This window comes from Curtobacterium flaccumfaciens (assembly GCF_051548005.1).
Classification (GTDB): domain Bacteria; phylum Actinomycetota; class Actinomycetes; order Actinomycetales; family Microbacteriaceae; genus Curtobacterium.
This window is the reverse complement of the sequence record NZ_JBPUGH010000048.1, coordinates 1-20226: the sequence shown is the minus strand read 5'-3', so window position 1 is coordinate 20226 and position 20226 is coordinate 1. Positions and strand designations below refer to the sequence as shown.

General features: G+C 72.1%; 21 protein-coding genes and 1 pseudogene. 6 read left to right on the top strand and 16 right to left on the bottom strand.

From position 1 onward, the window contains the following. Nucleotides 1-200, top strand: a pseudogene (locus tag ACSW7Y_RS07965) (amino acid permease); the annotation flags it as partial. Nucleotides 201-275: 75 nt separating this feature from the next. Next, nucleotides 276-575 carry an NUDIX domain-containing protein gene (locus ACSW7Y_RS07960; protein ID WP_438125766.1) on the top strand — a complete coding sequence of 100 codons (300 nt, stop codon included), beginning with the start codon at nt 276-278 and terminating at the stop codon, nt 573-575. Here ACSW7Y_RS07960 and ACSW7Y_RS07955 read toward each other — a convergent pair. The 9 genes from ACSW7Y_RS07955 to ACSW7Y_RS07915 all read right to left on the bottom strand — a co-directional run bounded on the left by ACSW7Y_RS07955 (nt 517) and on the right by ACSW7Y_RS07915 (nt 10817). After that, entirely contained in the window at nt 517-1257 is a 741-nt protein-coding gene (locus ACSW7Y_RS07955) for an alpha/beta hydrolase (RefSeq protein WP_438125765.1), read from the bottom strand. The genes ACSW7Y_RS07960 and ACSW7Y_RS07955 overlap by 59 nt on opposite strands. Continuing rightward, nucleotides 1254-1763 carry a GNAT family N-acetyltransferase gene (locus ACSW7Y_RS07950; protein WP_438125764.1) on the bottom strand — a complete coding sequence of 170 codons (510 nt, stop codon included), beginning with the start codon at nt 1761-1763 and terminating at the stop codon, nt 1254-1256. The genes ACSW7Y_RS07955 and ACSW7Y_RS07950 overlap by 4 nt, the downstream gene beginning before the upstream one ends. 65 nt (nt 1764-1828) lie before the next feature. Next, nucleotides 1829-2530, bottom strand: coding sequence for a response regulator (locus tag ACSW7Y_RS07945; protein ID WP_438125763.1), 702 nt, complete (start codon nt 2528-2530; stop codon nt 1829-1831). Beyond that, nucleotides 2527-5019 carry an ATP-binding protein gene (locus tag ACSW7Y_RS07940; protein ID WP_438125762.1) on the bottom strand — a complete coding sequence of 831 codons (2493 nt, stop codon included), beginning with the start codon at nt 5017-5019 and terminating at the stop codon, nt 2527-2529. The genes ACSW7Y_RS07945 and ACSW7Y_RS07940 overlap by 4 nt, the downstream gene beginning before the upstream one ends. 130 nt (nt 5020-5149) lie before the next feature. Next, entirely contained in the window at nt 5150-5752 is a 603-nt protein-coding gene (gene kdpC, locus ACSW7Y_RS07935; protein WP_438125761.1) for a potassium-transporting ATPase subunit KdpC, read from the bottom strand. A gap of 2 nt (nt 5753-5754) precedes the next feature. Further along, nucleotides 5755-7848: a potassium-transporting ATPase subunit KdpB gene (gene kdpB, locus ACSW7Y_RS07930; protein ID WP_438125760.1), complete on the bottom strand. Its 2094-nt coding sequence runs from the start codon at nt 7846-7848 to the stop codon at nt 5755-5757. A gap of 29 nt (nt 7849-7877) precedes the next feature. Continuing rightward, nucleotides 7878-9560, bottom strand: a complete 1683-nt coding sequence (kdpA, locus tag ACSW7Y_RS07925; protein ID WP_438125759.1) for a potassium-transporting ATPase subunit KdpA — start codon at nt 9558-9560, stop codon at nt 7878-7880. Further along, the gene (gene kdpF, locus ACSW7Y_RS07920) at nt 9560-9649 is read right to left on the bottom strand and encodes a K(+)-transporting ATPase subunit F (protein WP_042724093.1); all 90 of its coding nucleotides are present in this window, start codon (nt 9647-9649) and stop codon (nt 9560-9562) included. The genes kdpA and kdpF overlap by 1 nt, the downstream gene beginning before the upstream one ends. Nucleotides 9650-9875: 226 nt before the next feature. Continuing rightward, nucleotides 9876-10817 carry a helix-turn-helix transcriptional regulator gene (locus tag ACSW7Y_RS07915; RefSeq protein WP_438125758.1) on the bottom strand — a complete coding sequence of 314 codons (942 nt, stop codon included), beginning with the start codon at nt 10815-10817 and terminating at the stop codon, nt 9876-9878. Between the two features lie 61 nt (nt 10818-10878). Between ACSW7Y_RS07915 and ACSW7Y_RS07910 the strand changes: the two genes are divergently transcribed. Continuing rightward, nucleotides 10879-11298 carry a VOC family protein gene (locus ACSW7Y_RS07910; RefSeq protein ID WP_438125757.1) on the top strand — a complete coding sequence of 140 codons (420 nt, stop codon included), beginning with the start codon at nt 10879-10881 and terminating at the stop codon, nt 11296-11298. A 52-nt stretch (nt 11299-11350) separates the two neighbouring features. Further along, nucleotides 11351-11863, top strand: coding sequence for a hypothetical protein (locus tag ACSW7Y_RS07905; protein ID WP_438125756.1), 513 nt, complete (start codon nt 11351-11353; stop codon nt 11861-11863). A 127-nt stretch (nt 11864-11990) separates the two neighbouring features. Here the strand turns inward: ACSW7Y_RS07905 and ACSW7Y_RS07900 are convergent, their stop codons facing one another. Then, nucleotides 11991-12548 (bottom strand): GNAT family N-acetyltransferase, encoded by a 558-nt coding sequence (locus ACSW7Y_RS07900; RefSeq protein WP_438125755.1) that lies wholly within the window; start codon nt 12546-12548, stop codon nt 11991-11993. Continuing rightward, nucleotides 12545-13390, bottom strand: coding sequence for a putative RNA methyltransferase (locus tag ACSW7Y_RS07895; RefSeq protein ID WP_438125754.1), 846 nt, complete (start codon nt 13388-13390; stop codon nt 12545-12547). Before ACSW7Y_RS07895 ends, ACSW7Y_RS07900 begins: the two co-directional genes overlap by 4 nt. A 43-nt stretch (nt 13391-13433) precedes the next feature. Here ACSW7Y_RS07895 and ACSW7Y_RS07890 point away from each other — a divergent pair, with 43 nt between their 5' ends. Both ACSW7Y_RS07890 and ACSW7Y_RS07885 read left to right on the top strand, forming a co-directional pair. Beyond that, nucleotides 13434-14045, top strand: a complete 612-nt coding sequence (locus tag ACSW7Y_RS07890; RefSeq protein ID WP_438125753.1) for a CG0192-related protein — start codon at nt 13434-13436, stop codon at nt 14043-14045. 82 nt (nt 14046-14127) lie between these two features. After that, on the top strand, nt 14128-15066 hold the full coding sequence (locus tag ACSW7Y_RS07885; protein WP_438125752.1) for an aldo/keto reductase: 939 nt from the start codon (nt 14128-14130) through the stop codon (nt 15064-15066). 207 nt (nt 15067-15273) lie between these two features. Here ACSW7Y_RS07885 and ACSW7Y_RS07880 read toward each other — a convergent pair whose 3' ends face one another. The 5 genes from ACSW7Y_RS07880 to ACSW7Y_RS07860 all read right to left on the bottom strand — a co-directional run. Then, complete coding sequence (locus ACSW7Y_RS07880) at nt 15274-15837, bottom strand: hypothetical protein (RefSeq protein ID WP_438125751.1); 564 nt, start codon at nt 15835-15837, stop codon at nt 15274-15276. A 59-nt stretch (nt 15838-15896) separates the two neighbouring features. Further along, entirely contained in the window at nt 15897-16100 is a 204-nt protein-coding gene (locus ACSW7Y_RS07875; protein ID WP_438125750.1) for a hypothetical protein, read from the bottom strand. A gap of 66 nt (nt 16101-16166) precedes the next feature. Then, nucleotides 16167-16397: a hypothetical protein gene (locus ACSW7Y_RS07870; RefSeq protein WP_438125749.1), complete on the bottom strand. Its 231-nt coding sequence runs from the start codon at nt 16395-16397 to the stop codon at nt 16167-16169. Nucleotides 16398-16431: 34 nt separating this feature from the next. After that, entirely contained in the window at nt 16432-19581 is a 3150-nt protein-coding gene (locus ACSW7Y_RS07865) for a GH92 family glycosyl hydrolase (RefSeq protein ID WP_438125748.1), read from the bottom strand. 36 nt (nt 19582-19617) lie between these two features. Beyond that, nucleotides 19618-20226, bottom strand: a 609-nt coding sequence (locus tag ACSW7Y_RS07860) for a hypothetical protein (protein WP_438125747.1), incomplete at its 5' end; no start/stop codon positions are given.

Genomic DNA, 20226 nt, shown 5'->3' with positions numbered 1-20226 from the left:
ACTTCCGGGTGTGGACCTTCGTCCCGGTGCTCGGCGTCGCCTCGTGCGTGCTGCTCCTCACCCAGCAGAGCGGCCAGGTGTGGCTGTACGCCGCCGTGCTGCTCGCCGTCGGCGTCGTGCTGTACTTCGTCGCGCACGTCACCGGGGGTCGCGCGTCGCGCGGCCGTGGACGGGACCGGCAGGACACGCAGGCCGGCTGACGCGCTGGCACCGTGCCTCCAGGGCGACTGCCGGGAGGCACGGATCACCGTGACCGGACCGCGTACGGTGACCACGTGACCGGCTCCACCCCCGTGCGTCTCCGGGCGGCCGCCGTCGCGGTCCGCGACGACCATGTCCTGCTCGTCCTCCGTGAACGGGCAGGACGGCGCTACGCCGTCCTGCCCGGCGGGGGCGTCGAACCGGGCGAGACCCCGCAGCAGGCCTGCCTGCGCGAACTGCGCGAGGAGACCGGGCTCGACGGCGCGCTGGTCGCGCTGCTGCCGCCGCTCGCCGTCGACGCGGTGCGGATGGCCGTCAGCGCAGGTCGGTCCCCGGCGGCAGCGCCTGCACCCACCGTTCGACCGCCGCGCTGATCTCGGCGCGCGCCTCGGTCGGGGAGATCGTCGCCGTACGGTCACCGGGCTGGTCGCCGTAGGCACCGAACTCCGCGTGGTTCGAGCCCTGGATCTCGACCATCGTGGCGGTGGACGGCAGGAGGTGCCGGGCTGCGTCGACCTTCGCCGGGGTGGACAGCCCGTCGCGCGAACCGGAGACGCTGAGGACCTGGATGTACGAGCGGCTGATGTCGTTCGCGCAGTAGCTCCCGAGGAGCAGCAGCCCGTCGGCGTCCTTCGCGAGCTGGCAGGCGCGGACCCCGCCGAGGGAGTGCCCGCCGACCGCCCACGTCGTGACCTCGGGAGCGTGCGCCTCGAACGTCGAGAGCGGCCGGGTGTCGAAGAACGCGAGGTTCAGCGTCGGCTTCGTGATGACCACCGTCGTCCCGGTCGCCACCACCTGCCGGAACGCTGCCATGTACGCGTACGGGTCGACCTTCGCACCGGGGATGAAGACGATCCCCTTGCCGTCGGCCTGCCCGGTCGGCGTCATCAGGATCGAGTCGCCGACGTCACGGACGGAGACCCGGTCGTCCCGCCAGACCTGGAGTGCGGCGCTCCGAGTGCCCTGCATGACGATGTTGGCGTAGACGAGGAACACCACGGCGAGCAGCACCACGGCGGCGACGATGCACGCGGTGGCGCGCAGGGCTCGGTTCACGGTCGTTCCTCCAGGTTCCGTCGCATGACGAGTTCGCGCCGGCCGTCCGGCAGCTCGGCCCCCGGCTCGTCCGTCACCGAGAAGCCGGTGCGTGCGTAGGTCTCCCGCGCGGCGTGGTTGTCGGGCATCACGGAGAGCACGAGTTCGCGTGCCCCGTGCCCGGCCGCCCAGTCCGCGACGGCGTCGATGAGCAGACGGGCGACACCGCGGTGACGGACCCCCGGGTCGACCCACATCGAGATGAGCTCGACGCGGTGCGGGTCGTCGGCGTCCGGGACCCCGCTCACCATGCCGATCGCCCGACCGTCGCCGCTGTCCGTGTCGACCGCCAGGAGGTCGACCGCTCCCGGGAGGGAGAGCCGGGTGCGCCAGCGGTGCTCCGGAGCGTCCCGCCAGTCGTCGAGCCGTGAGCCGAACGCGGCGGGAGTGTCGGCGAGTGCCGCGAGCCGGACCGGGCGCCAGGTGGCCCAGTCATCGGCCGTCACCCGGCGCAGCTCGATCGTCACGAGGGGACGCTACAGCGGCCGGCTCCACGCGACCTCCCGGCCGGACGCCCGAGGGCAGGGGCCCGTCACGCGTGGCCGGGGCTGAACCGGTACCCCATGCCCGACTCGGTGACGAGGAAGCGCGGGTTCGCGGGGTCCGGCTCGAGCTTCCGCCGGAGCTGCGCCATGTACAGCCGCAGGTACCCCGAGTCGTTGCCGTGCGTCGGCCCCCACACCTCGGTGAGGAGCATCTCGCGGGTCATCAGGCGGTCGGGGTTCGTCACGAGGACCTCGAGCAGCCGCCACTCGGTGGGTGTGAGACGGATCGCCGGGCCGCTCGGCGGGGTCACCTGCTTGGCGACGAGGTCGACGACGAGGTCGCCGATCGCCACGCTCGGCGCTCCCCCGGCGGACGCGGCGACCGCGGCCTGCCGACGGCCGAGCGCACGCAGCCGTGCGAGGAGCTCGTCCATCTGGAACGGCTTCGTCACGTAGTCGTCGGCACCGGCGTCGAGCGCGTCGACCTTGTCGGACGAGTCGGTCCGGCCGGACAGCACGAGCACCGGCACCTGCGTCCAGGCGCGGAGCCCCTCGAGCACACCGATGCCGTCGAGCCGGGGCATGCCGAGGTCGAGCAGCACGAGGTCGGGGCGTTCGGTGATGACGGCGTCGAGTGCGGCACGGCCGTCGCGGGCGGTGACGACGTCGTACCCGCGGGCGGCGAGGGTGACGGCGAGCGCGCGGACGAGCTGGGCGTCGTCGTCGGCGATGAGGACCTTGGTGCTCACAGGACCGACACCCCCACGTGTCCGGCGATCGGCAGCCGCACGACGACGGTGAGTCCGCCGCCGGGGGTGTCGTCGACCTCGATGGTGCCGCCCATGCCCTCGGTGAACCCGCGCGCGAGCGCCAGCCCGAGTCCGAGCCCGGTGTCGTTGTCGGTGTCCCCGAGCCGCTGGAACGGCTGGAAGACCTCGCCGCGGCGGTCCTCCGGGATGCCGGGCCCGTGGTCGGCGACACGGAGCTCGACCCCGCCGCCGAAGGCGCTCGCGGCGACGCGGACGCGGGTGCCCTCGGGTGCGTACCGGCTGGCGTTGGCGAGCAGGTTCACGACGACGCGCTGGAGCAGCACGGGGTCGGCGAGCACGGGCGGCAGGTCCGCGGGGAGGTCGAGGTCGACGTCCTCCGGTCCGAGTTCGAGCTCGTCGAGGGCCGGGGCGACGACCGTCTCGAGGGCGGTGGGCACGGGGCGTGCGGCGAGCACGCCGGCCTGCACGCGGCTGACGTCGAGGAGGTCCGCCAACAGCACCGCGAGGTGTCCGAGGCTCTCGTCGGCGGTCGCGAGCAGTGCCTCCCGGTCGGCGTCGGACAGGGTGAGGGCCGGGGCCGGGAGGGTCGGCAGGGCCGCCGACGCGGCCGCGATCGGCCGACGCACGTCGTGGCCGACGGCCGCGAGGATGGCGCTGCGGACGCGGTCCGCCGCGGCGATCCGCTCGGCGTCGACCGCCGTGCGCGTCAGTTCGCGGTGCTCGACCGCAGCGTCGAGCTGCTGCTCGACGACGCGCAGCAGTCGACGCTGGGTCGGGTCGTCCGGTGCGCCCGCGAACTCCAGGACGGCGCCGGACGGGAGGGTCGTGGTGGCGTCCGGCACGTCGCCGAACTCCCCCGACGTGGCCGGGACCTCGTCGCCCTGCCGGATGCGGACGCCCGCGAAGCCGAAGGCCTCCCGGGTGCGGTCGAGCAGCGCCTGGAGGGCGTCGTCGCCGCGGAGCACGCTGCCGGCGATGCCCACGAGGAGACCCGACTCGGCGGCAGCGCGGCGGGCGGCGCGGGAGCGTCGGGCCGAGCGGTCGACGACGAAGCTGACGAGCACGGCGCTGACGACGTACATCACGAGTGCCACGAGGTGCCACGGCTGCTGGACCGTGACCATGTAGAGGGGTTGCACGAAGAAGAAGTCGAGGCTCAGCCCGGACAGCACGGCGGCGAAGACCGCGGGCCACATGCCGCCGACGAGCGCCACGACGAGCACGAGCAGCTGGTACGCGAGCACGTCGACCGTGATCGCGTCGGGGTCTTGGCCGAGGCTCAACAGCCACGTCAGCAGGGGCCCGGCCACGAGCGACAGCACGAACGCGGCGACGATCCGGCCGCGCGACAGGCTGCCACCGAGCTTCGGCAGGGCGAACCCGCCGCCGGCCCGCTCGTGCGTGACGACGTGCACGTCGATGTCGCCCGACTCGCGGACGACCGTGTTGCCGATGCCCGGACCGGTCAGGGCCGCGGCCAGGCGACTCCGTCGGCTGACCCCGATCACGATCTGGGTGGCGTCGATCGACTTCGCGAACCGCACGAGGGTGCCCGGCACGTCGTCCCCCACGACCTGGTGGTACGTCCCGCCGAGTTGCTCGAGCAGCGTCCGCTGCTTCCCGAGCGCGCCGGGGTGCCGGACGCGGAGCCCGTCGTTCGTGGTGACGTGCACCGCGGCGAGCTCGCCGCCGGCGCTACGGGCGGCGATGCGCGCCGCACGTCGGAGCAGCGTTTCGCCCTCTGGCCCGCCGGTGAGGGCGACGAGGACACGCTCCCGCGCCTCCCACCGGTGCTCGATGCCGTGTTCGGCCCGGTAGGCGCGGAGGGCGTCGTCGACCTCGTCCGCGAGCCACAGCAGGGCGATCTCGCGGAGGGCGGTCAGGTTCCCGAGCCGGAAGTAGTTCGAGAGGGCCGCGTCGATCCGGGCTGCCGGGTACACGAGGCCGTCGGAGAGCCGGTCGCGCAGGGCTGCCGGGGACAGGTCGACGACCTCGATCTGGTCGGCGGCGCGGACCACGGCGTCGGGGACGGTCTCGCGCTGCACGGTGCCGGTGATCTCGCGGACGACGTCGCCGAGGGACTGCATGTGCTGCACGTTGACGGTGGAGATGACGCTGATGCCGGCGGCGAGCAGTGCCTCGACGTCCTGCCAGCGCTTCTCGTTCCGACCCTCGGGCGCGTTCGTGTGGGCGAGCTCGTCGACGAGGGCGACGTCGGGCTGCCGCGCGAGCACGGCGTCGAGGTCCATGTCGTCGAGCGTCACACCGCGGTGCTCGACGGTCCGCCGTGGCACGACCTCGAGGCCGTTCACCAGGGCGGCCGTGGCCGCGCGCTCGTGGGTCTCGACGACGGCCACGACGACGTCGCGGCCCTCGGCGGCCAGCCGGTGCCCCTCTTCGAGCATCGTGTAGGTCTTGCCCACACCGGGTGCGGCGCCGAGCAGGACGCGCAGCTTGCCTCGCTTCACGTGCTCATCCTCTCGCGTCGGGGTCGTGGTGGTCGTGCGCTCGTCTTGTCGTGGTCTGCGGAACCAGGTTCCGGGCACAGCACCACGCTCTTCCGCGGTGTCGTGTCCGGAACCTGGTTCACGGCCGGGGTCAGGACGCCTTCGCGAGCGCCAGGTTCAGCTCGAGGACGTTCACCACCGGCTCGCCGAGGAACCCGAGCTGTCGCGACTCGGTGTGCTCGTCGACCAGTCCGCGCACGGTCGCGTCCGACAAGCCACGGGCGGACGCCACCCGCGACACCTGCTGCAACGCGTACTCCGGGCTGATGTCCGGGTCGAGGCCGGAGCCCGAGGCGGTGACGGCGTCGGCGGGGACCTGGCTGACGGGGACGCCGTCGGCCTTCGCGACCGCCCGCTGCCGCTCCTTGATCGCGGTGACCAGGTCGGGGTTGTTCGGTCCGAGGTTCGAGCCGCTCGACGCGTTCGCGTCGTAGCCCTTCTCACCCGCGGCACTCGGGCGTGACTGGAACCAGCGATCAGCACCGGACCCGTCGAACGACTGCCCGATCAAGGACGAGCCGACGACCGTGCCGTCCGAGGACGTGACCATCGAGCCGTTGGCCTGGTCGTGGAAGGCCGCCTGTCCGACACCCCACACCGCGAGCGGGTAGGCGATGCCGAGGACGACGGTGCTGAGGAGGGTGAGGCGGATCGCCACACCGGCGGAACGGAAGGTGGTACGTGCAGATGCCATGACTAGAACCCCGGGATGAGACCGACGACGAGGTCGATCAGCTTGATGCCGATGAAGGGGACGATCACGCCGCCGAGCCCGTAGAGGAGCAGGTTGCGGCCGAGGGTCGACGACGCCGAGGCGGCGCGGTACTTGACGCCGCGCAGCGACAGCGGGATGAGCGCCACGATGACGAGCGCGTTGAAGATGACGGCCGACAGGATCGCGGAGGACGGGCTGTGCAGCCCCATGATGTTGAGCGCCGCGAGGCCCGGGAACGCCAACTGGAACATCGCCGGGATGATCGCGAAGTACTTCGCGACGTCGTTGGCGATCGAGAACGTGGTGAGCGCGCCGCGGGTGATGAGCAGCTGCTTGCCGATCCGGACCACGTCGATGAGCTTGGTCGGGTCCGAGTCGAGGTCGACCATGTTGCCCGCCTCCTTCGCCGCCGTCGTACCGGTGTTCATGGCGACGCCGACGTCCGCCTGGGCCAGGGCCGGGGCGTCGTTCGTGCCGTCACCGGTCATCGCGACGAGGTTGCCGCCCTCCTGCTCCTTGCGGATGAGGGCGAGCTTGTCCTCCGGGGTGGCCTCGGCGAGGAAGTCGTCGACGCCGGCCTCGGCTGCGATGGCCTTCGCCGTGCGCGGGTTGTCGCCGGTGATCATCACCGTGCGGATGCCCATCTCGCGGAGCTGCGCGAACCGGGCGGACATGCCGTCCTTCACGACGTCCTTGAGGTGCACGACACCGAGCAGCGTGACCTGCCCGGCCGCCGAACGGCGGGCGACGACGAGCGGCGTGCCGCCCTGGTCCGAGATCTCCACGACGCTCGCGTCGATCGCTGACACGACGGTCGAGTCCGACGAGTCCGCCCAGGCGATGACGGCCGCCGCAGCCCCCTTCCGGACCTCCGTGCCGTCGGTGAGGTCGAGGCCCGACATGCGGGTCTGCGCCGTGAACGGCACCTCGACGGCGCCCGCCGGCTTCGTGGTGGTGACGCCGGAGGTCTCCGCCAGCTCGACGATCGAGCGGCCCTCGGGCGTGGAGTCGGCGGCGCTCGACAGCGCGGCGGCCTCCATGAGTTCGGCCTCGCTGACGCCGGGGACCGGCACCACGCGGGACGCACGACGGTTGCCGTACGTGATCGTGCCGGTCTTGTCGAGGAGCAGCGTGGTGATGTCACCCGCGGCCTCGACCGCGCGGCCGGACATCGCGAGCACGTTGTGCTGCACGAGGCGGTCCATGCCGGCGATGCCGATCGCGGAGAGCAGTGCGCCGATGGTGGTCGGGATGAGGCACACGAGCAGGGCGATGAGCACCGGGATGCTCACGGTCGCACCGACGAGTCCAGCGATGGGCTGCATCGTGAGGCAGACGATCACGAAGACGATCGACAGTGACGCGAGCAGGATGTTCAGGGCGATCTCGTTCGGCGTCTTCTGCCGGGCAGCGCCTTCGACGAGCCGGATCATCCGGTCGATGAAGGTCTCACCCGGGGTCGACGTGATGCGCACGACGATGCGGTCCGAGAGCACCCGCGTCCCACCGGTGACGGCACTACGGTCGCCACCGGACTCGCGGATGACCGGCGCCGACTCCCCCGTGACGGCGGACTCGTCGACGGACGCGATGCCGTCGATGACGTCGCCGTCGCCCGGGATGACCTCACCGGCGACCACCACGACGACGTCGCCCTTGGCGAGGTCGACGGATGCGACCTCCTCGGTCGCGTTGCCGCTCGCGGCCGGGTCGGCTGCGTCGTAGCCGAGCACCCGACGGGCACTCGTGGTCGAGCGGGTCTTGCGGAGGGTGTCGGCCTGCGCCTTGCCGCGGCCTTCGGCCACGGACTCGGCCAGGTTCGCGAACACGACGGTCAGCCAGAGCCAGATCGCGATCGCGATCGTGAACGCGGACGGCTCGACGAACAGCGACACGGTCGTCAGCGCTGCGCCGACCTCGACGATGAACATGACGGGGTTGCGCCACATGAGGCGCGGATCGAGCTTCCGCAGGGCACCCGGGAGGCCCGCCGCCAGTTGGCGGGGTCCGAACGCGGACGAGTTGGTCGGCCTGGAGGCGGTGGTCGCCTCCGGCGCGGAGGTCGCGGTGGTCATGGCGTGGTCCTTGGACGTCGACGGTGCGTTCATCGTGCGAGCGCTTCTGCGAGGGGTCCCAGTGCGAGCACCGGGAAGTAGGTGAGGGCGGTGACGATGACCGCCACGCCCCCGAGGAGGCCGATGAACAGCGGCCGGTGGGTGGGCAGCGTGCCGGAGGTCGCGGGCACCTTGTCCTGCTGGGCGAGCGAGCCGGCGAGCGCCAGCACGAGCACGATCGGCAGGAAGCGACCGAGGAGCATCACGACGCCGAGCGACGAGTTCATCCAGGTCGTGTTCGCGGTGAGGCCGCCGAACGCCGAACCGTTGTTGTTCGCGCCGGACGTGTAGGCGTAGAGCAGCTCGGACAGGCCGTGGTTGCCCGGGTTGAAGATGCTCGTGCCGGTGACCTGCTCACGCACACCGGGGATCACCAGGGACAGCCCGGTGGCGAGCAGGACGAGCGTCGGGGTGACGAGGATGTACAGCGCGGCGAAGGTCATCTCGCGGGCGCGGATCTTCTTGCCGAGGTACTCCGGGGTGCGGCCGACGAGCAGACCACCGATGAAGACCGTGATGACCGCGAGCACGAGCATGCCGTAGAGGCCGGAGCCGACTCCGCCGGGGCTGATCTCGCCGAGCATCATGTTGAGCAGCGCCATCATGCCGCCGATCGGCGTGAAGCTGTCGAACATGCCGTTCACCGCACCGGTCGAGGTCGCGGTCGACGTCGTGCCGAAGAGCGCCGTGCCGAGGATGCCGAACCGCGCCTCCTTGCCCTCCATGGCGGCGCCGGCCAGGTGCGTGGCCGTCCCGGCGCCACCGAGCTCGGCGATCGACATGACCGAGAGCGACACCAGGAAGATGGCGCCCATCACGCTGAGGATCGCGTAGCCCTGGCGGTCGTCGCCGACCATCCGGCCGAAGGTGCGCGGGAGCGAGAACGGGATGACGAGCATGAGGAAGACCTCGACGAGGTTCGTCCACGCCTGCGGGTTCTCGAACGGGTGCGACGAGTTCGCGTTGAAGTACCCGCCGCCGTTCGTGCCGAGCTCCTTGATGGCCTCCTGCGAGGCGACGAACCCGTCCGGGATGTGCTGGGTCCCACCGGCGAGGGTCGTCACGTCCGTACCGGCACCCCAGGACTGGATGACACCGCCCGCGACCAGGACGATCGCGAAGACGAAGGCACCGGGCAGCAGGAGCCGGACGGTGCCGCGCACGACGTCCACCCACACGTTGCCGAGCACGCCCGACTTCCGACGGGCGAACCCACGGACGAGTGCCACGGCGACCGCGAGGCCGACCGCTGCGGACAGGAAGTTCTGCACCGCGAGGCCTGCCATCTGGACGCTGTAGCCGACGGTCGCCTCGGGCGAGTAGGACTGCCAGTTCGTGTTGGCGACGAAGGACGCCGCGGTGTTGAACGCGAGCGACGGCCCGACGTTCGGCAGCCCGAGGTCACCCGGCAGCACGACCTGGATGCGCTGCAGGAGGTAGACGAACAGCAGTCCGACGACGCTGAAGAGCAGGACGCCGCGGAGGTAGGCGGGCCAGGACTGTTCGGCGTCGGGGTCGACGCCGATGACCCGGTACACCCCGCGCTCGACGCGGCTGTGCCGCACGGGCGTGTACACGCTCGCCATCCAGTCACCGACGGGGCGGTAGCAGACGACGAGCAGCAGGACGAGGAGTGCGACCTGGGCGATGCCCGCCCACGTGTCCCCGCTCATCAAAACTTCTCCGGCCGGACGAGTGCCCAGACCAGGTAGACGACAGCGGCGACGCCGAGGACGGCCGCGGCGATGGTGATGCCGATCACAGCCGCTCCAGCCCCTTGGCGATGAGGGCGACCACGCCGAACACGGCGAGGACACCGGCGACGACGAACACGTCGAACACGAGGACTCCGTAGGTTGCACGGGCCCGGCACCGGGTGGTGCGGACCGCACCATTCCTGGTGCGTCACCGATCGTGCGACCGGTGTCGTGCCTCCAGGCCGGTCCTAACGGATCCCTGACGGCGTCCTGACGGACGCATGCGCGGTCCTAACGGGCGGCCTCGCGGAGGCGGTCGGCGACGGCCGCCGTGGCCGAACGGAATTCCGGCGGGCCCAGTACCGCGAACGGCACGGCGAAGCCGGCGACCCGACCCGCCAGCGCCTCCCACGACCACGAACCGGTCGTCAGCCGACAGCGGTCCGGGCCGGTCTCGACGAGGTCGTCCGCCGCGTCGAGGTAGGGCTCGACGGCGCTCGCCGCGCAGTGCAACTCGACGGTGCCCGTGCACGGCCAGATGTCCACCGCTGCCGACCCCTTGAAGCGCGCCGCCACGAAGGACGACGGGCCGCCTCCGGGGACCTCGCGCGGGGTGAACCGGAGCCTCGTCGGCGGTCGCGGCGTGATGCGGTCGACTCGAAAGGTCCGCCAGTCCGACCGCTCGGGGTCCCACGCCAGGAGGTACCAGCGGCCAGCCCGCGCGACCACCGCGTGCGGTTCGACGCGGCGGGGGTGCTCGTCCGGCCCGTAGCCGAAGCGCAGCACCTCGTGTGCGGACACCGCGCGGCTGACCTCGACCAGTACCTCCGGGTCGACGGTCGTCCGCGCGGCGCTCGTCACGACGTCGACCGCACCGACGCGGTTCCGGAGCCGCTCGGGCAGCACCTGCCGGATCGTCGCGAGCGCACGGACGGCCCCCTCGGCGATGTCGGCACCCGACGCCGGGGCCACCGCCAGGGCGACGGCGATCGCGACCGCCTGGTCGTCGTCGAACAGCAGCGGCGGGAGATCAGCGCCGGGGGCGAGCCGGTAGCCGCCGGCCGGTCCGCGCAGGGCGTCGATGCGGTAGCCGAGCTCGCGGAGCCGGTCGACGTCGCGCCGGAGGGTCCGTGGGCTGACCTCGAGACGCCCGGCGAGTTCGTCGCCCGGCCACTCCCGGTGCACCTGCAGCAGGGACAGCAGCGTCAGCATGCGGGAGGACGGTCCGGCCATGGATCCAGTATCGATGGAGAAGCGGTCACGATCTGACCGCAATACCGATCATGCTCGTCCCATGAGCATCGAGACCACGACCCACCTCAACTTCGACGGACAGGCCCGCGAGGCCCTCGACCACTACGCCAGCGTCTTCGGCGGCGAGGTCGCGTCCATGACCTACGGCGCGATGGGCGCCACCGACGAGCCCGCCTGGGCCGACCGGATCGTCTTCGGACAGGTCACCACCACGGCCGGCTTCCGGATCATGGCGTTCGACGTCTGGCCCGGTCAGCCCTACGACCAGGGCAGCAACGCCTTCTACGTGTACGTGCACGGCGACGACGCAGCCGAGATCGAGCGGTACTGGGCGGGCCTGCTCGACGGTGCCGAGGTGCGGCAGCCGCTCGGGCCGTCGGCGTGGGCACCGCTCGCCGGGCAGCTGCGCGACCGGTACGGCGTCGTGTGGGCGCTCGACGTCGCCGGGCCGCAGGGCTGACGCCGTTCCGGAGCACTTCTGCACACAATTCCGCAGCCGGTACGGTGCCGGGATGCCCGAGTACCGACCGATGCCCGGCTACGAGCTCGGCGCGGGGTGGACCGGGGCGCGACGCCGTCGCTCCCGGTCCGCCCGCGTCCGCCGGTGGGCCGGGCCGCCGGTCGGACTGCTCGCCCTCGCGGCCGCGTGCCTGCTCGTGCACTGGTACGCGGGTGTCGCGCACACCGTCGTCTGGGAGTGCGCGGTGTCGTCGTGCGGGACGGACGACCCCCGGTCCTTCGCGCCGATCGGCTCGTGGGCACTCGTCGTCCTCGCGGCGTTCGGCCTCTGGACGCTGCCCGGGCGCGGCTGGTGGATCGGGACGGCGGTCCTGCTGTTCGGCGTCGTCGCCGGGTGGTCGATCGACTGGTGGCGAGCTCCGGGCATCGACGTCGAGCTGTTCGTCACCCCGATCGCGGCGGGGATCGTCGGAGGGCTGTGGCTGCTCGTGCAGCTCGGCAGCACCGTCGATCGTGCACGGGGCCGGGCCCATGTCGGCCGGCGACGGGCCGCGAGAGGCGAGTGAGGTCAGCGCGCGACCGTGAAGCTCCGCGACGGACCCGCGCGAGCCCGATGACGAGTCGACACGTCGTCATCATGCCGCTCCCGCGTCCGGCAGCCGATCGATCTGCCGACGCGTGGCCGATCACCCGTCAGGGACGCCTCGGGTCGGTCTCGAGCATGCTCATCGTCACCGCGTCGATCCACTCGTCCCCGTGCCGCAGCACCTCGCGGGCTCGGCCCTCGACGACGAAGCCGATCTTCTCGTAGGACCGTTGCGCCGCAGGGTTGAACGCGTACACCTCGAGCGAGATCCGGTGCAGTCCGACGACGTCGAAGGCCCACGCCACCACCGCGCGCCCCGCCTCGGTACCGAACCCCCGCCCTCGGCACGACGGACCCGCCAGGGCGATCCGGTAGTTCATCGAACGGTCGTCCTCCTCGAGCTCGTTGAGGACCACCTCACCGAGGTACGCACCGTCCGGCCCGGTGATCGCGAAGTCCGCCCGGTCCTCGGCGCCGGGGAGGCCCGACAGGTGTGCGAGCACCTGCTCACGGGTGAAGACCGCACGGGTACCGGTGAGGCGCATCGCCTCCTCGTCCGCAAGACCGGCCATCACGGAGTCCAGGTGCTCCGGACCGAGTTGCGACAGTGTCAGACGCTCGGTCCGGAGCACGGGTTGCGAGGCGAGGGCCTGGGGAATGCTCACGGTGCCGGGCTCCAGGTGCTGATCGTCACGGCTGCGGTGACCTCGGTCGAGGAGAACACCGCGTCCGCGGCGACGTGGTGGTGGCTCGGACCCATGTGCACGACGTCGTGGACGTCCTCCGCGGTGAGCTGCATCGTCCACGTCAGGTCCTCGGACGACCGCCGCGCGAACGACGGCGACAGCGAGTCGTGCAGGCGGCGCTCCTTCTCCGGGTCGACCGAGATGGTCGCCTCCGCGAGCTCCGCCAAGTGACCGGCGCGCGGCGTCACCACCACGAGGACGCCGTCAGGGTGCAGCACCCGGGCGTACTCCGTCTGGTTGCGGGGCGCGAAGACGTCCATCACGACCGCGGCGGCGCCGTCGACGACCGGGAGGCGCTCGGTCACGTCCCCGACGACGGCTCCCGCGCGCTCGTGGACGCGTGCAGCACGCCGGATCGCGACCGGCGAGAGGTCCAGGGCGACCCCGAGCCGGAGCTCCGGCGGCGGTCCGGACGCGGCCACGGGCCTCCCGTCCGCTGCGCGCAGTGCCTGCGCGAGGTAGGTACCCGGTCCGGACCCGACGTCCAGGACGATGCCCGGAGCGGTCGTCTCCGCCACGACGGCAGCGATCGTCTCCTCGATCGGTGCGTAGTGACCGCGCCCCAGGAACCGCACCCGCGCATCGACCATCTCCGGGGTGTCCGCGGTGAGCGCGCGACGCCTGGCGGGCAGGAGCGTGAGGTGCCCCTGCTTCGCCTCGTCGAACCGGTGACCGCTCGTGCAACCCACCTGCCCGCCGACGCGTCCGAGCGGCTCGGCGCAGACGGGGCAGGCGAGCACGGGGAGGAGGTCGTCGCGCACCGTCCCAGCGTAGGGCCGCCGACCGCACCGGTAGGTTCGGGCCATGGCGATCATCCACCGCGCGGAACTCCGACCGTCCAAGGCCGAGGCGCTCGCCGCCTGGTTGCCCTCGCAGCCCTGGAGCGGCGTCGTCGCAGGCGAGGACGTGGAGGTCGTCGCTCGGTTCCGTCTCGACGACCCGGCGGGCGCGGTCGGCGTCGAGACGATCCTGGTCCGGACCGCTGCCGGCCGGTTGCTGCACGTCCCGCTGACCTACCGCGACGCGCCGCTCGACCACGCGGACGCGTTCCTAGTGACCGAAATGGACCACTCCGTGCTCGGTCGACGCTGGGTGTACGACGCTGCCGGTGACCCGGTCTACGCCGACGTCGTCCGCCGCGCGGTCGCGACCGGCGGGCACGAGGCCGAGCTCGAGCGCGCGGACGGATCCGGCTCGTGGGAGAAGGACTGCACGGCGGTCGGCAGCGGTTCGGCTCCGTCGTCGCCCACGGTGACCGCGGTCGACACCAGGACCGAGGAGGGTGAGACGACGATCGACACGGGGCACGGCGAGTTGGTCCTCCTCCGCATGGTGGGGTCGCCCGTGCCGTCGGGCGAGACGCTGCGAGCGACCTGGCCGACCGGTGTCGGTGTGCTCGTGGTGCTCACGGACTGACCCCTCCGGTCCCGACCGCCGATCGACCGGGGGTACCGGCAGTGCCTGCCGCGCAGGGTGCTCGGCTGGCAGGATCGTCCGTGTGAAGACACTGGAGTTGCCACAGACCGACCTCACCGCGTCCGACGTCGTCGTCGGCCTCATGCGGATCAACGACATGAGCGACGAGGACGTCCGTGCGCTCTATTCGGCCTCGCGCGACGCGGGCGTGACCATGTTCGACCACGCCGCGGTCTACGGCGGCTGGCACGGATGCGAGGCGCGCTTCGCGGAGGCCGTGACGCTGTCGCCGTCCGAGCGCGCGGAGATCGTCCTGCAGACCAAGGTCGGCATCCGGCCCACCGGGAACGGCGCGTACTTCGACTTCTCGTACGAGCACATCCTGTCGTCGGTCGAGGAGTCCCTCGCCGCGCTCCGCACCGACTACGTCGACGTCCTGCTGCTGCACCGCCCGGACGCCCTGGTCGAACCGGAGGAGGTGGCGAAGGCGTTCGACGAGCTGCACGCCGCGGGCAAGGTGCACCACTTCGGCGTGTCGAACCACACGCCGGGGCAGGTCGAGTTGCTGAAGAAGCACGTGCGCCAGCCGCTCGCCTTCAACCAGGTGCAACTGAGCATCACCCACGCGAACGTCATCGCGCAGGGCGTCACGGCGAACATGGGCGGGCTCGACCAGTCCGTCGACCGGGACAACGACATCCTCAACCACGCGCGGCTGAACGACATCACGCTGCAGGCGTGGTCGCCGTTCCAGAAGGGCTTCTTCGACGGGGTCTTCCTCGGGGACCGCGAGCACTACGCGGAGCTGAACGACGTGCTCGACGAGGTCGCGGCGGCGCACGGTGTCACGCCGACCGGCATCGCGGTGGCGTGGATCACCCGCCACCCGGCGCACTTCCAGGTCGTGCTCGGCACGACGAACCCGCAGCGGGTGCGGGAGTCGGCGGCGGGCTCGGACGTCGTGCTCTCGCGCGAGGAGTGGTACCGGATCTTCACGGCCGCGGGCCACACCGTCCCCTGAGCCGATGGGGCAGGGTGGGACCGTGCTCCACGACTTCTACGACTGGCGGGGGTCCACCGGCTCGCAGGTCGGGTTCAAGTACCGGGCGCCGGATGCTTCACTCGCGTCGCCTGATATGTCACAATGATCGGAGTCGCCCCATCGAGGTGGGTGCGAAAGTGGTCCCCGGGAGCTCCTGCGGTATAGCGGGGCCTGGGGATCCGCGTTTCATCGACGATGCTCGTGGATCACCAGCCGAGCGCCGAGTGCACGCCGGTGCCCCGACTCACCCCGGCGGTCGAGTGAGACGACGCCGCACACCGCGTCCGCTGCCCACAGGAGGGGTTCCCGTACGCCGGGGACGTGCTCGGAGCGGACGCCGCTGACGACCCGTCTCGCCCGGAGACCGTCGATGTGCGCCCGATCGTGACGGTCGGACGGGCCGCGCGACTCGAAGACGATCTGATCGACTCCCGACGCGGTCAACTCGACGATCAGCCGTTCGATGGCGAGCCGCCTCCGCCGCTCGCTGCGAACCGCGACGTCGGTCAACGAGACGACGCCCACGGCTGCCATGGGCAAGCCGCAGAGTGCGGCGACGATGTGCGCTCGATGGTGACCGTCGCTCTCTGTCCAGTGCAGTTTGTGCGCCGAACGCGGTTTGAGCGCGGTGAGCGCATCCCGAACCTGATCGCCACGATCGTCCGGCACCGACACCGCGCCGAGGATGTACACCCCTGGGTCTCTCCGGTCCCCCGGCTCAGACTCGTCGACGAAGGCCGTGGGCGTCATCCTGGAATACTACCGGATGGTGGCCGCGCTCCTCTGCCCGGGCGGAGTCCGGGCAGAGGTCAATCGGAACGGGTCGGGGCGCTCGGCACGGCGACGTCCACCGGGGACACCCGCGCCGGGTCGGCCGACGCTCCCCCGACGACGTCGAACGAGATGCCGAGCGCCGCAGCCGTGTCCTCGTCGAGCTCGAGGCCGTCTTCCTTCACCTGGTCCTCAGGGATGGCTCGGCCACCGGAGGGATCCCACGAGTTCGCGATCGACATGCGGCCGAGCATGCCCGACGCGCATGGCAATCCGCCAAGAGGCCACGAAGGACCGCCGGGGACCCGTCAGAGCTCGTCCGGGTGCAGCCGGTCACCGGCGTGCGGTCGTCGGAACACGGGTCCGCCGCCGGCCTCGTCCTCGTCGTGGTGGTCGACCGGCGAGACGCTCGGGTCGTCGGCGTCGGGGCCGACGTCGGCGCCACGCTCCTCCTCGACCTCGAGTTCGGTGGGGTCGGTGCCGTCGACGGGGACGGAGCCGCCGGGCTGTTCGGGATCGAAGGGTGCGCTCATCGACATGGGCCGAGCATGCTCCCGGTCGGTGAACACCGGGTCAACGCTGTCCGTCCGCCGCGATCAGCTCGAGTTGCGTCAGGGCCACGTCCGTCACGGCCGAGAACGTGAACGTCGACCCCGCACCCGCCAGACGGAACACCCGCGTCTGCCCCGCCCAGGCGAACTCGGCCTCGTGGACCGAGACGGTCGCCGAGCCGAGCGTGACGTCCCACGAGTAGGTCCCCGGGGACTCGACGGTGACCGTGTACAGCGACGCCTCGACGGACGGCACCTCGAACGTGACGGACTCCCCGGCGGCGAGCGCCGTGACCGTCCGTCCGGTGTCGTCGACGAGCGAGGCACCGTGCGACGACAGCCCCATCGGCAACAGGTCGACGGGGGTGTCCCGGTACCCGTGCACGTCGGACGCGGACACCGGCCGGGTGTCCGATGCCCACCCCTGCGGCGCGTCCGACAGCGTGAACTCGATACGGGATGCCGACACCACCACCGCGTGCGGGATGCTGATCGACGTCCAGGGCACGCCGTCGACCGTGACCGACGCGACGTACCCGCCCACCGGCCCGGACGTGACCTCGATCACGGTCGGCGTCGCACTGCCGTCCGACGCGGCCGGGCGCAGGACCGTCCGACGCACCGACGGCGGCACGAGCACGTACGTACCCGTCGACGGTGCGAGCGGGTAGAGGCCGATCGTCGCGAAGACGTACCAGGCGCTCATCTCGCCGTTGTCCTCGTCGCCGGGGTAGCCCTGGCCGAGGTCGGACCCGACGAAGAGCCGTTCCAGGGCTTCGTGCACGGTGCGGTGCGCGTCGTCGTGGCGCCCGGTGAACATCGGGAAGAACGGGATGTGGTGCGCCGGCTGGTTCGACAGCCCGAGCATGCCCATCCGGACGTCACGGGCCTCGGTCATCTCGTGGATCGGGAAGCCGTACGAGCCCGAGCGCACCGTCGCCCCGGTCTCGGGCGTGGTGGAGAACGCGTCGAGCGCCGCGTCGAACCGAGCCGGGCCGCCGTGCAGGTCGACGATGCCGGCGCCGTCGTGCGGTGCGGTGAACGCGGTGCCCCAGGCGTTCGTCTCGGTGTAGTCGTCGCCCCAGTCCCGCGGGTCGAACTCGGTGCCGATCCGCCACGAGCCGTCCGGGTCGCGGCCGATGAAGAAGCCACGTTCGGAGTCGAAGACGTTCCGGTACTGCAGGGAGCGCAGGGCGAACCACTCGTGCTCCGCCCGCAGGCGCTCGCGTTCGGCGTCGGTCGACGCACGACCGGCCAACAGGTCCGCCATGACGGCGAGTCCCCAGTCGTTGATCGCGGCGTCGAGGGTCCAGCTCATCCCCTCGTGGGTCGCGGTGTCGACGTGGCCGCGGAAGGCACCCGGGAGGCTCCCCTTGCGCCCGACGCGCTCGTCACGGGGCGGGACGGTCGCGTTGCGCACCGCGCTCCGGTACGCCGCCGCCAGGTCGAAGCCGTCGATCCCCTTCGCGGCGAGGTCGGCGAAGACGGTGTCGCTCGTGGTGCCGGTCATACAGTCCTCGGCGCCCGGTGCACTCCACCGGGGCGTCCACCCGCCGTCGTGGTGGTGCTCGACGAAGCCCTGCGCGAGCTCGCCCGCCGTCTCCGGGGTGAGGAGTCCGAGCAACGGCCACGCCGTGCGGTAGGTGTCCCAGAACCCGTTCGTCGTGGTGAACGGCCCCTCGACGACCTCGGGACCGGGCTCGTCGCGGATCGGTGACTCCTGCACCGAGCCGTACGGGGACCGGTGGCGCGGCACGCCGTCGCGGGCGGTCTCGCCGGCTCGGTTCGGGTAGAGGAACAGTCGGTAGAGGCCCGAGTACAGCGCGGTCAGCTGGTCCGGACTCGCCCCCTCGAACGACATGGTGGCCAGCTCGGCGGTCCAGCGCTCCTCGGCGTGCGCACACATCGCGTCGTGGTCTCCGGCAGCGTCGAGGTTCGCGCGGGCGTCCTCGATCGACACCGTCGAGATGCCGAGCAGGACGTCCACGTCCCCGTCGACCGCGAGCCAGCCGCGCAACTCGTGCTCCCCGACGCTCGTGTGGTCGGCGGTGACCCGCGGGACGCGCACGTGCACGTGGTGCGGCGGCGTCCCGGGCCGGTCATCGAGGAGGCACTCGACCACGGCCGTGCCGTCCGTGATCGTCACCGAGACGTCGGACACACGACCGTGGTGGTCGAGCACCACGCTGCGGGTGCCCGTGAACCGGAACCCGAGAGCGAACTCCCCCGCGGTGACCTCGGCCGTGACGCCGTGGTCGAGCGTGACCCGGTAGCGGTGCGGGCCGTCCTGCTCGTCGTCGTGGTCGAACCCGAGCGCCCGGGCGGTCCGGTCGGGGTCCGGGGTGTGGAGCGGGGACGGCATGACCTGGAACACCCCGCGGTCCCCCATCCACGGCGACGGGATGTGGCTCGTCGCGAAGGCCTGGACCGCCGGCCGGACCCGGTCGCCCTCGACCCGCGAGTGCTCCTGGAACGCGTACGGCCACCGGTTGCTCGACGCGTCGGTCATCGGCAGACCGAACACCCCGCCGTGCGGCAGTCCGACGAGCGGGGCGTTGTTGCCGCGGGAGAACCGGGACGACGCCTGCGTGCCCCGGGTCGTGCGGACGTGGTCGAGCGGCGTCTCCGGTGTGGGCCGTGCCGGGCCGAGCCGGACGTCGTCGAGCCAGCCACGGAGCGCCGGACGCTCCCCGTCGCCGGACGCGTGCGGCGTGGCGGAGCCGAGCCGTGCCTCCAGGCGGTCCACCACGCGCCCCGCGAGCGGCGTGCAGTCGACCGCACGGCGGTTCCACTGGTCGACCCACTGCTTGCGGGCGGCGTCCTGCGCCTCCGGTGTCAGCGCGTCGCCGTACTGGTCACGTGCCGTGTCGCTGAGCCGGGTGCCGTCGGTGCAGACGAGGTCGATGCCGAAGGCGGTGGCGTCCCAGAAGTGCGGGAGCTCGGCCTCGGTCGGTTCCGTCAGCCCGTCCGGGAGGGTCCGCTCGGGGAACCAGACCCACGACAGCTCGTCTCCCGGCGCGAGTGTCCGGCCGGCGAACCCGGGCACGATCCCCTCGGTCGGCTCGGCTCCGGCGGGCCGTTCGACCAGCCAGGCCTCCGACGACGCGTACCCGACACCGTTGCGTGCTGCGACGGCCGTCGTCGGCCCGCCGCTCCGTTGCAGCTCATCCACACGTCGAGCCTATTTGCTCCATCGACTGGAGGAAACCTACCCGCGGTGTCCGGGCGCGTCTCCGGACTTCCCGGGCCCGGAGGCACCGCGGCCGGAGTTGCCGGGACCGGTGGCTCCGGTGTCGGACACCGAGCCTGCTCCGCCCTGGGGCGCCTCGACCGGGTTCGACGCCGGGTTCGACGGCTCGGGGAGTCCGGACGGCACCGGGTCCTCCGAGGGCTCCTCGCTCGGCTCGGCGGGCCCGCTCGGCTGCTGCTCCGGCTGGCTCGGCTGCTCCTCGGGCTCGCTCGGCTGCTGGCTCGGCTGTTCACCTGGCTGGCTCGGCTCGGTGCTCGGCTGCTGGTCGCCGGGGCTCGTCGTGCTCGACTCGGTCGGCGCCGGAGCCGATCCGGGGCCGAGGGCGGCCACCGCGGCGACGATGCCCGCGATGACGAGCACGGCGATCACGACGGCGAGGACGATCGGTCCGCGGCGACGACGACGCGGCTCATCAGAGCGCTCAGCAGGCGGAGCGGCGGGCACGCGCGGGGGCGTCCCGCCGCGGGCAGCACCTGCTCCGGCGTTCGCTCCGGCGGCTGCTCCCCCGGCCGCGCCCAGGACGGTCGTCGCCACGTCGTCCGACCGGGAGGCACGGGCCGCCGGCAT

Coding starts and splice junctions, on each gene's coding strand:
- ACSW7Y_RS07875 (WP_438125750.1), bottom strand. CDS start 16,100: ATGTCGATCGCGAACTCGTGGGATCCCTCCGGTGGCCGAGCCATCCCT.
- ACSW7Y_RS07870 (WP_438125749.1), bottom strand. CDS start 16,397: ATGTCGATGAGCGCACCCTTCGATCCCGAACAGCCCGGCGGCTCCGTC.
- ACSW7Y_RS07915 (WP_438125758.1), bottom strand. CDS start 10,817: ATGGCCGGACCGTCCTCCCGCATGCTGACGCTGCTGTCCCTGCTGCAG.
- kdpC (WP_438125761.1), bottom strand. CDS start 5,752: ATGGCATCTGCACGTACCACCTTCCGTTCCGCCGGTGTGGCGATCCGC.
- ACSW7Y_RS07905 (WP_438125756.1), top strand. CDS start 11,351: ATGCCCGAGTACCGACCGATGCCCGGCTACGAGCTCGGCGCGGGGTGG.
- ACSW7Y_RS07910 (WP_438125757.1), top strand. CDS start 10,879: ATGAGCATCGAGACCACGACCCACCTCAACTTCGACGGACAGGCCCGC.
- ACSW7Y_RS07890 (WP_438125753.1), top strand. CDS start 13,434: ATGGCGATCATCCACCGCGCGGAACTCCGACCGTCCAAGGCCGAGGCG.
- kdpA (WP_438125759.1), bottom strand. CDS start 9,560: ATGAGCGGGGACACGTGGGCGGGCATCGCCCAGGTCGCACTCCTCGTC.
- kdpB (WP_438125760.1), bottom strand. CDS start 7,848: ATGACCACCGCGACCTCCGCGCCGGAGGCGACCACCGCCTCCAGGCCG.
- ACSW7Y_RS07880 (WP_438125751.1), bottom strand. CDS start 15,837: ATGACGCCCACGGCCTTCGTCGACGAGTCTGAGCCGGGGGACCGGAGA.